The organism is Sphaerisporangium sp. NPDC049002 (assembly GCF_040649355.1).
Taxonomy (GTDB): Bacteria; Actinomycetota; Actinomycetes; order Streptosporangiales; family Streptosporangiaceae; genus Sphaerisporangium.
In genome coordinates this window covers 1-7343 of the sequence record NZ_JBEZFH010000286.1, presented here as the reverse complement: position 1 = coordinate 7343, position 7343 = coordinate 1, and the positions used below count along the sequence as shown (strand labels likewise).

Annotated in this window: 4 protein-coding genes, 1 tRNA gene and 1 riboswitch; of the genes, 3 read left to right on the top strand and 2 right to left on the bottom strand. The window is 69.9% G+C overall.

From position 1 onward, the window contains the following. Positions 1–1125: M20/M25/M40 family metallo-hydrolase (locus tag AB0B89_RS33330; RefSeq protein WP_358560730.1), on the bottom strand; the 1125-nt coding region annotated here is incomplete at its 3' end. Between the two features lie 358 nt (positions 1126–1483). Here AB0B89_RS33330 and AB0B89_RS33325 point away from each other — a divergent pair. Both AB0B89_RS33325 and metE read left to right on the top strand, forming a co-directional pair. Continuing rightward, positions 1484–1569, top strand: a tRNA-Leu gene (locus AB0B89_RS33325). 460 nt (positions 1570–2029) lie between these two features. Beyond that, positions 2030–2172: riboswitch (cobalamin riboswitch) on the top strand. A gap of 154 nt (positions 2173–2326) precedes the next feature. Further along, positions 2327–4651, top strand: a complete 2325-nt coding sequence (gene metE, locus AB0B89_RS33320; RefSeq protein ID WP_358560727.1) for a 5-methyltetrahydropteroyltriglutamate--homocysteine S-methyltransferase — start codon at positions 2327–2329, stop codon at positions 4649–4651. Between the two features lie 204 nt (positions 4652–4855). Here the strand turns inward: metE and AB0B89_RS33315 are convergent, their stop codons facing one another. Next, positions 4856–6772, bottom strand: coding sequence for a multicopper oxidase (locus tag AB0B89_RS33315; RefSeq protein ID WP_358560724.1), 1917 nt, complete (start codon positions 6770–6772; stop codon positions 4856–4858). Positions 6773–7089: 317 nt separating this feature from the next. Between AB0B89_RS33315 and AB0B89_RS33310 the strand changes: the two genes are divergently transcribed. Further along, positions 7090–7343: hypothetical protein (locus tag AB0B89_RS33310; protein ID WP_358560721.1), on the top strand; the 254-nt coding region annotated here is incomplete at its 3' end.

The following is a 7343-nucleotide window of genomic DNA, read 5'->3' as shown; positions in this document are numbered from 1 at the left end:
TGCAGGCGTACGTGAACTACACGTACACGAACCTTGGCTGCCTCGGCTACGACTCGCGCCCGTTCGGCGCGTTCGAACGGCAGGACATCGTCCCGTCTCCACCGCGACGTCGTGATAGACGAACTCCCTGGTCACGTTGGGCCCCAGCAGGTCGTCCAGGGTCGTGAAGAACTCCTCCTCGTACCCCGGCAGGAAACGGCCGTCCACGTGCGCTGTGGCGGTCTGCGGGATCACGTTCGCCTTGTACCCGGCGGCGAGCATGGTCGGGTTCGCCGTGTTCCGAAGCGTCGCGCCGATCATGCGGGCGAGCGGGCCCAGCTTCGCGACCGTGGCTTCGGCGTCGCCGGCCTCCAGCTCGATGTCGAAGGCCTCGTGGAAGAAGGCCCGCACCGTCGGCGTAAGCCGTACCGGCCACTCATAGCGCCCGATGCGTGCGACGGCCTCCGCCAGCTCCGTTACGGCGTTCTCGCTGTTCAGCATCGAGCCGTGCCCCGCGCGCCCGGCGGCGGTGAGCCTCATCCAGGCGATGCCCTTCTCGGCGGCCTCGATCAGGTAGAGCCGCCTGGCCTCGTCGACGGAGACGCTGAACCCGCCGACTTCGCCGATCGCCTCGGTGCATCCCTCGAACAGGTCCTTGTGCTCGGTGGACAGCCACTGCGCGCCGTAGTGGCCGCCGGCCTCCTCGTCCGCCGTGAACGCGAGCACGATGTCGCGCGGCGGCCTGCGCCCCTCGCTCAGACGCTGCCGGACGACCGCGAGGATCATGGCGTCCATGTCCTTCATGTCCACCGCGCCGCGCCCCCAGACGCAGCCGTCGGCGATCTCCCCGCTCAGCGGGTGATGGGTCCAGTCGCCGGCGTTGAAAGGGACGACGTCAAGGTGCCCATGGAGCAGCAACGCCTCACGGCTGGGATCGGCCCCCTGGATGCGGGCGATCACGTTGGCCCGTTTGCTGTCGCTCTCCAGGATCCGCGGCTCCAGCCCGACCTCGGCCAGCTTGCCCGCGACGTACTCGGCGGCGATCCGTTCCCCCGGCCCCGCGTTGTCCCCTGCGTTCGTCGTATCTATGCGGATCAGGTCGCGGCACAGCTCGACGACCTCGTCCTCGGCATTGAACGCGGTCATACGTGCTCCTTCGGCTCGGTACGCGCTAACGCCCACCATCCTGCCGCCCAAGCACGCCCACAAGCATCCCGGCCTGCCGCGAAGCACCACCCACACCACCCCAGGCCCCCCACCCAAGCCACCCCCGGCCTGCCGCCCAAGCACCGCTCCAGCCACCCCGGCCCGCCCGCCCGAGGAGCCCACCGCGCGTCCCGGCCCGCCGCCCGGGAAGACCTCCGGGCACCCCGGCTTCCGCCCAAGGAGACCCTCGGCACGGGCCCACCGCACCCGCGTCCGAATCCCGGTATGACGCAGTGCCCGTTGTTTGCTAACCTGGTGCAGCCGACGCGGGGAGACGTTCTCACGTGCAGGCACCACTGTCCGGGTGGCGGAATAGGCAGACGCGCTAGCTTGAGGTGCTAGTGCCCTTTACGGGGCATGGGGGTTCAAGTCCCCCCTCGGACACGTACCCTTCGCGCATGTGGAGGTCCGGTTGCGACTGGGCCTCCACTAGCTGTTTCTCGGGGTAGTAGGTCAGCCGCAGGCCGATCTCCGCGTCGACCTGAGCCTTGTCGTTCGGATCCGCCTCCGCCAGAACCTGAACGTGGTCCTCGATCGCGGTCACCATGGCATCGATCTCCTCGTGTCATCCGACGCCCGCCGCTCACTTGGCGTAGCTGCGCCTGAGCGGCTACCTGCTGGACCTGGGTCTCGGCCATCCACTGAGCGACCAGGGCGGGATCCGCGCCCGCGTTCCACAACATCGTCACCAAGTCGGCGCGGATCGGCATGGCGCCACACCCCGACCACCCCCATTCGCGGCGACCGACCCGGTCCCGGCACGTCGAGCACTCGCCCGAGCCGCTGCGGCACTCTAGACTCGGGGGTGCAGTCGGTTCGCCCTGCCCGCCAGGCAGGAGCGTCGTAAGAGGGAACCCGGTGTGAATCCGGGACTGCCCCGCAGCGGTGAGTGGGAACGACCGCCGTCACACGCACTGGATCCGATCCAAGGACCCGGGAAGCGACGGCCAGTAGGCACGAGATGGGCGCCCACGAGTCCGAAGACCTGCCACTGCCCGCGCGCGACCGCGCGCGGTGACGTTCGACGGCCTCGTGGGAGGGCCGGCGTGACGACGCGGACCTGACCGTGGGTCCGCACCATCTGCCGTGCCTTCGCCCCGGGGTTCCGTCGAGGTCTCCGTGACTCGCGAAGGAGAGTTTCATGGCCGAGAGTTCCCCTGCGCCCACCGCGCTGGCCACCGTGTACGGCTACCCACGCCAAGGACCGGGCCGCGAACTGAAGAAGGCCGTCGAAGGCTACTGGGCCGGCCGCACCACCGACGCCGAACTGCTCGACGTCGCCGCCGGGCTGCGCCGCGACAACTGGCGCCGCTTGGCCGAGGCGGGGATCGACGAGGTCCCGACCGGCGACTTCTCTCTGTACGACCACGTGCTGGACACCACGGTCATGGTCGGCGCGATCCCGCCGCGGCATCGCGCCGCCGTGCGGGCCGACCCGCTGGACGGCTATTTCGCGATGGCGCGCGGTACTCAGGACGTCGCGCCGCTGGAGATGACCAAGTGGTTCGACACCAACTACCACTACCTGGTCCCCGAGCTCGGCCCGGACACCGTCTTCGCGGCCGACCCCTCCAAGCCTGTGAGCGAGTTGCGTGAGGCTCTGGCACTGGGACACAACCCGCGGCCAGTCCTGGTCGGCCCGGTGACCTACCTGCTGCTGGCCAAGCCAGCGCCGGACGCCCCAGCGGACTTCGACCCGCTCACCCTGCTCGACCGGCTGCTGCCCGTGTACGCCGAGATCCTCGCGGCACTGCACGAAGCGGGCGCCCGCTGGGTGCAACTCGACGAACCCACCCTGGTCCAGGACCAGCCGCAGGCCGTCCTGGACGCCGTCGCCGGCTGCTACCAGCGGCTGGGCTCACTCACCGAGCGCCCGAAGATCCTGGTCGCCGGCTATTTCGACCACCTCGGGGAAGCCCTGTCTGTGCTGGCCCATGCGCCGATCGAGGGTCTGGGGCTCGACCTCACCGGCCCGGCCGCCGCCAACCTGAACGACCTGGCGGCCGCCGGCGGGCTGCCGGGCAAGCGTCTGATCGCGGGCGTCGTGGACGGCCGCAACATCTGGATCAACGACCTGGAGAAGTCGCTGAGCACCCTGGCGACCCTTCTCGGACTGGCCGGGCAGGTGGACGTCGCCGCGTCCTGCTCGCTCCTGCACGTCCCGCTGGACGCCGCCGCCGAGACGGAGATCGATCCTGAGATCCGGCCATGGCTGGCCTTCGCCCGGCAGAAGACCGCCGAGATCGTCGCCCTCGCCCGCGGTCTGAACCGCGGTGTCCGCGCCATCTCTGACGACCTCACCGACAACCGCGAAGCCCTGGAGTCCCGCAGGACGTCCGCGCTCACCCGCGACCCGGCGATCCGCGAACGCGCGGCTGCGGTGACCGGGCAGGACACCAGGCGGGCTGAACCCTACGCGGAACGGGCGCGAGCCCAGCGCAACCATCTGGACCTGCCGCTGGTGCCCACGACCACCATCGGTTCGTTCCCCCAGACCGCCGAGTTGCGCGCCGCCCGCGCCGACCTGCGCGCCGGGCGCATCGACCAGGATGCCTACGACGCGCGCATGGAGGCCGAGATCCGCGCGGTCCTCGCCTTCCAGGAGGAGAGCGGCCTGGACGTGCTCGTGCACGGCGAGCCCGAGCGCAACGACATGGTGCAGTACTTCGCCGAGCAACTCGACGGATACATCGCCACCCAGCAGGGGTGGGTCCAGTCCTACGGGTCCAGGTACGTCCGACCGCCGATCCTGGCCGGCGACATCTCCCGCCCACACCCGATGACCCTGCGCTGGACCACCTACGCCCAGTCCCAGACCAGCCGCCCAGTGAAGGGCATGCTCACCGGCCCGGTCACCATGCTGGCCTGGTCGTTCGTCCGCGACGACCAGCCGCTCGGCGAGACCGCCCGGCAGGTCGCGCTCGCCCTGCGCGACGAAGTCGCCGACCTGGAAGCCGCCGGCACCGCCGTCATCCAGGTGGACGAACCTGCGCTCCGTGAAACGCTGCCCCTGCGCGCCGCGGACCGCCCCGCCTACCTCGCCTGGGCCACCGAGGCGTTCCGCCTGGCCACCGCCGGGGCGCGGCCGCGGACCCAGATCCACACCCACATGTGCTACGCCGAGTTCGGCGAGATCATCGCCGCGATCGACGACATGGACGCCGACGTCATCAGCCTCGAAGCCGCCCGCTCCCACATGCAGGTGGCCGAGGAACTCGCCCAGGCCGGCTACCCCCGCGAGGTCGGGCCCGGCGTCTACGACATCCACTCCCCCCGAGTCCCCGGCGTCGAGGAGGTGGCTTCTTTGCTGCGCAAGGGGCTGTCCGCCATCCCCGCCGACCGGCTGTGGGCCAACCCCGACTGCGGCCTGAAGACCCGCGCCTGGCCCGAGACCCGCGACTCCCTGGAAAACCTCGTCACCGCTGCCAAGCAGATCCGCACCGAGATCACTTCCTCCTCCGCCTGACCGTCTGTTTTCGGGGCCGGACACCCTCCGGCCCCGATACGGCGGCTCATGAAGGAGAGCGGATGATCAGCGAGAGGGCTCCATGCACCGCTGCCTCCGCTGGCGCGCCACGGTGGATCGCTGAGTGCCGCCGCGACGGGCACATGAGCCCTGCTCGCGCTGTTCGGCCGGGCCGGTGACGGTCGGCGGCGCGTCCGGGCGCGCTCAGGCGCCGACGCGGTAGGGGCGCATCATCTCGTTGTCCTCGTGTTCCAGCAGGTGGCAGTGCCAGACGAAGAGACCGGCCCTGTCGAACGTCGCCTTGATCCGGGTGATCTGGTGCGGGTAGGCGATCACCGTGTCCTTGAACCCCCGTTCCCATGGTTCGGGGGGCCGGGCGGCGCCGTTGAAGGACCGGCGGTCGAGGACGTGGAACAGGACCTCGTGCACGTGGATGGGATGGGCGTCCGGGGTGAAGTTGTGGATCTCCCAGATCTCGGTGGCGCCTAGGGCGGGATTCTCGGTGACCGGGTCGGACCACATCCTGGCTTTCCTGCCTCCGTCCAGGGTGCCGAGCAGCACCGCCGTCGGGCCGGCGCCGTGGACGACCGCCGAGTCCTGTTCCAGCAGGGCGACCTTGCGCGTCCTGCTCTCCTGGCCGATCCGCGTGAGGGACGGCAGGGTGAGCTGGTCGGGCGGCACGCTGCGGTCCTGTCCCGCCAAGGGCCGTACGACGAACTTCATCACCTGGCCGGTGGTGGCGGGGTCCGCCGGCGGGGTGTGGCCGTCTCCGGGGAAGGCCGTGTCCGGGGCCTCGTTGATCAGGTAGAGGGCCGTGCCGGGCCGCAGGCCGGTGAAGTCGACGATCACGTCGGCCCGTTCGGCCGGGGCGAGCAGGATGCGGCCGAGTCGCACGGGCTCGGGCAGGAAGCCTCCATCGGACCCGATGTGCCACACGGGCAGGGCCGCCGGCACGGGACGCCTCGCCATCGGGTCGGTCACGATCTTCAGGTCGAGGACCCGGCCGTTGCAGCCGTTGAGGAACCGGAACCGGAAGCGGCGGGGCTCGACCTCCAGGTAAGGCCAGGTGCGGCCGTTGACCATCATCGCCGTGCCGAAGAATTCCGGGTTCCAGATGGGGGGCAGGTCGCTCCTTGGGATGTACGGCCCGGCGAACCGGTCGAAGAAGGCGCGGCTTCCCGGGTAGAACAGCGAGCCGTCGGAGGCGAAGGACCGATCCTGGATGACGATCGGGATCTCGTGGTACGGGCCGCGTCCGTCGTCGCCGGCCGAAGGCGCGGGGCCGGGCAGGACGCCGGGGGGCAGGTCGGCGGGACCACCGCGCAGCAGGTAGAACCCGGCCAGCCCGGCGTAGGTGTTGAGCCGGGTGATCCCCAGCGAGTGATCGTGGTACCACATCGTGGCGGCCCGCTGCTGGTTGCCGTAATGGAACTCCGCCGAGCCCGGACTCCAGGACACGCCGTGCGTACGGGCGTACATGGCGCGGAACCTCGCGTACAGGGAGCCCTCGGTCGCCGATCCGGCGGGGAGGTCCCTGGCCCGCGGCAGGTACCACGCCTCGGGGAAACCGTCGCTGTGGTCGGCGCTGTGCCCGCCGTGCAGGTGGGTGACCAGCGGGACGGGCCCGCGATACCGGTTCGGTGTGGAGGTGAACCGGGGACGCGAATCCCGTCCGGACGGGCCGTCCGTGGGGTTGGCCCAGTGCAGAGTGGGATCCACCGGCAGCAGGTGCGGCAGATACCCGCCGCTCTCGTCGACCAGTTCGTTCACCCAGCGCACTCGTACCGGACGATCGGCCACCGCCTCCAGGGTGAACCCCGGGCTGCTGAACGTCCCCGGGTCCTGGACCGCCCCGTACCCCCACACCGTCGTGGGAGGGTCGCCCGGCGGCAGGATCTGCCGGCGGATCTGGCGGACGGCGATCACATAGCGGTCGATCGGCTCGCCCCGCGCCGAGAGGGACGGCATCACGGGTGGGACGGGCAGGGGCACGACGTACTTGGCGATCCTGGCGGGGTTCATGATCGCACCGATCGCCCGGGAACCGCCCGCCAATCCCCGGTAGACGAGGAGGACCGCCCCGCCCACGCCCGTCTTCAGGAACTCTCGTCGTGTGATCAACCAGCCTCCCCTCACCGGACTGGGCACGCAGGCGGAACACGCCGGGCACGCGGCCAAGAACCACAGGGCAAATGCCTCGAAAGGTGCTATACCCATCGATTCCGGTCGCGCCCCAAAGACTGGAGACTTGACGCGTACACCCGGCTGTGCGATGCTGATCCCAGCACCGAGGTTGACACTCATAGTACGTGTGGACGCGCGTTTGCAATTTGCGTTATGCTTCTTCCTCGCGTTGCCTCTCGACGCCCCTGGCTCCGGCCGGGGCGTTTTGCGTGCGCGCAGTTCGATTCCATCCGTGCCCTCCGGAAGGACATCTGTTGACAGCCTCGCGCCATGCCTCCGCCGTACCCGCTGGTCCCCATCGCGTCTCTTTCTCGCGCATTCAGGAGCCGCTCGAAGTTCCCGATCTTCTCGCTCTGCAGACCGAGTCCTTCGACTGGCTGCTCGGCAACGGGAAGTGGAAGTCCCGGGTAGAGGCGGCTCGCCAGGCCGGGCGCAAGGACGTTCCGGCCCAATCCGGTCTCGAAGAGATCTTCGAGGAGATCAGTCCCATCGAGGACTTCTCCGGAAC

What these genes read in the sequence shown, in the direction of transcription:
- metE (WP_358560727.1), top strand. Translation starts at nt 2,327, where the DNA reads ATGGCCGAGAGTTCCCCTGCGCCCACCGCGCTGGCCACCGTGTACGGC.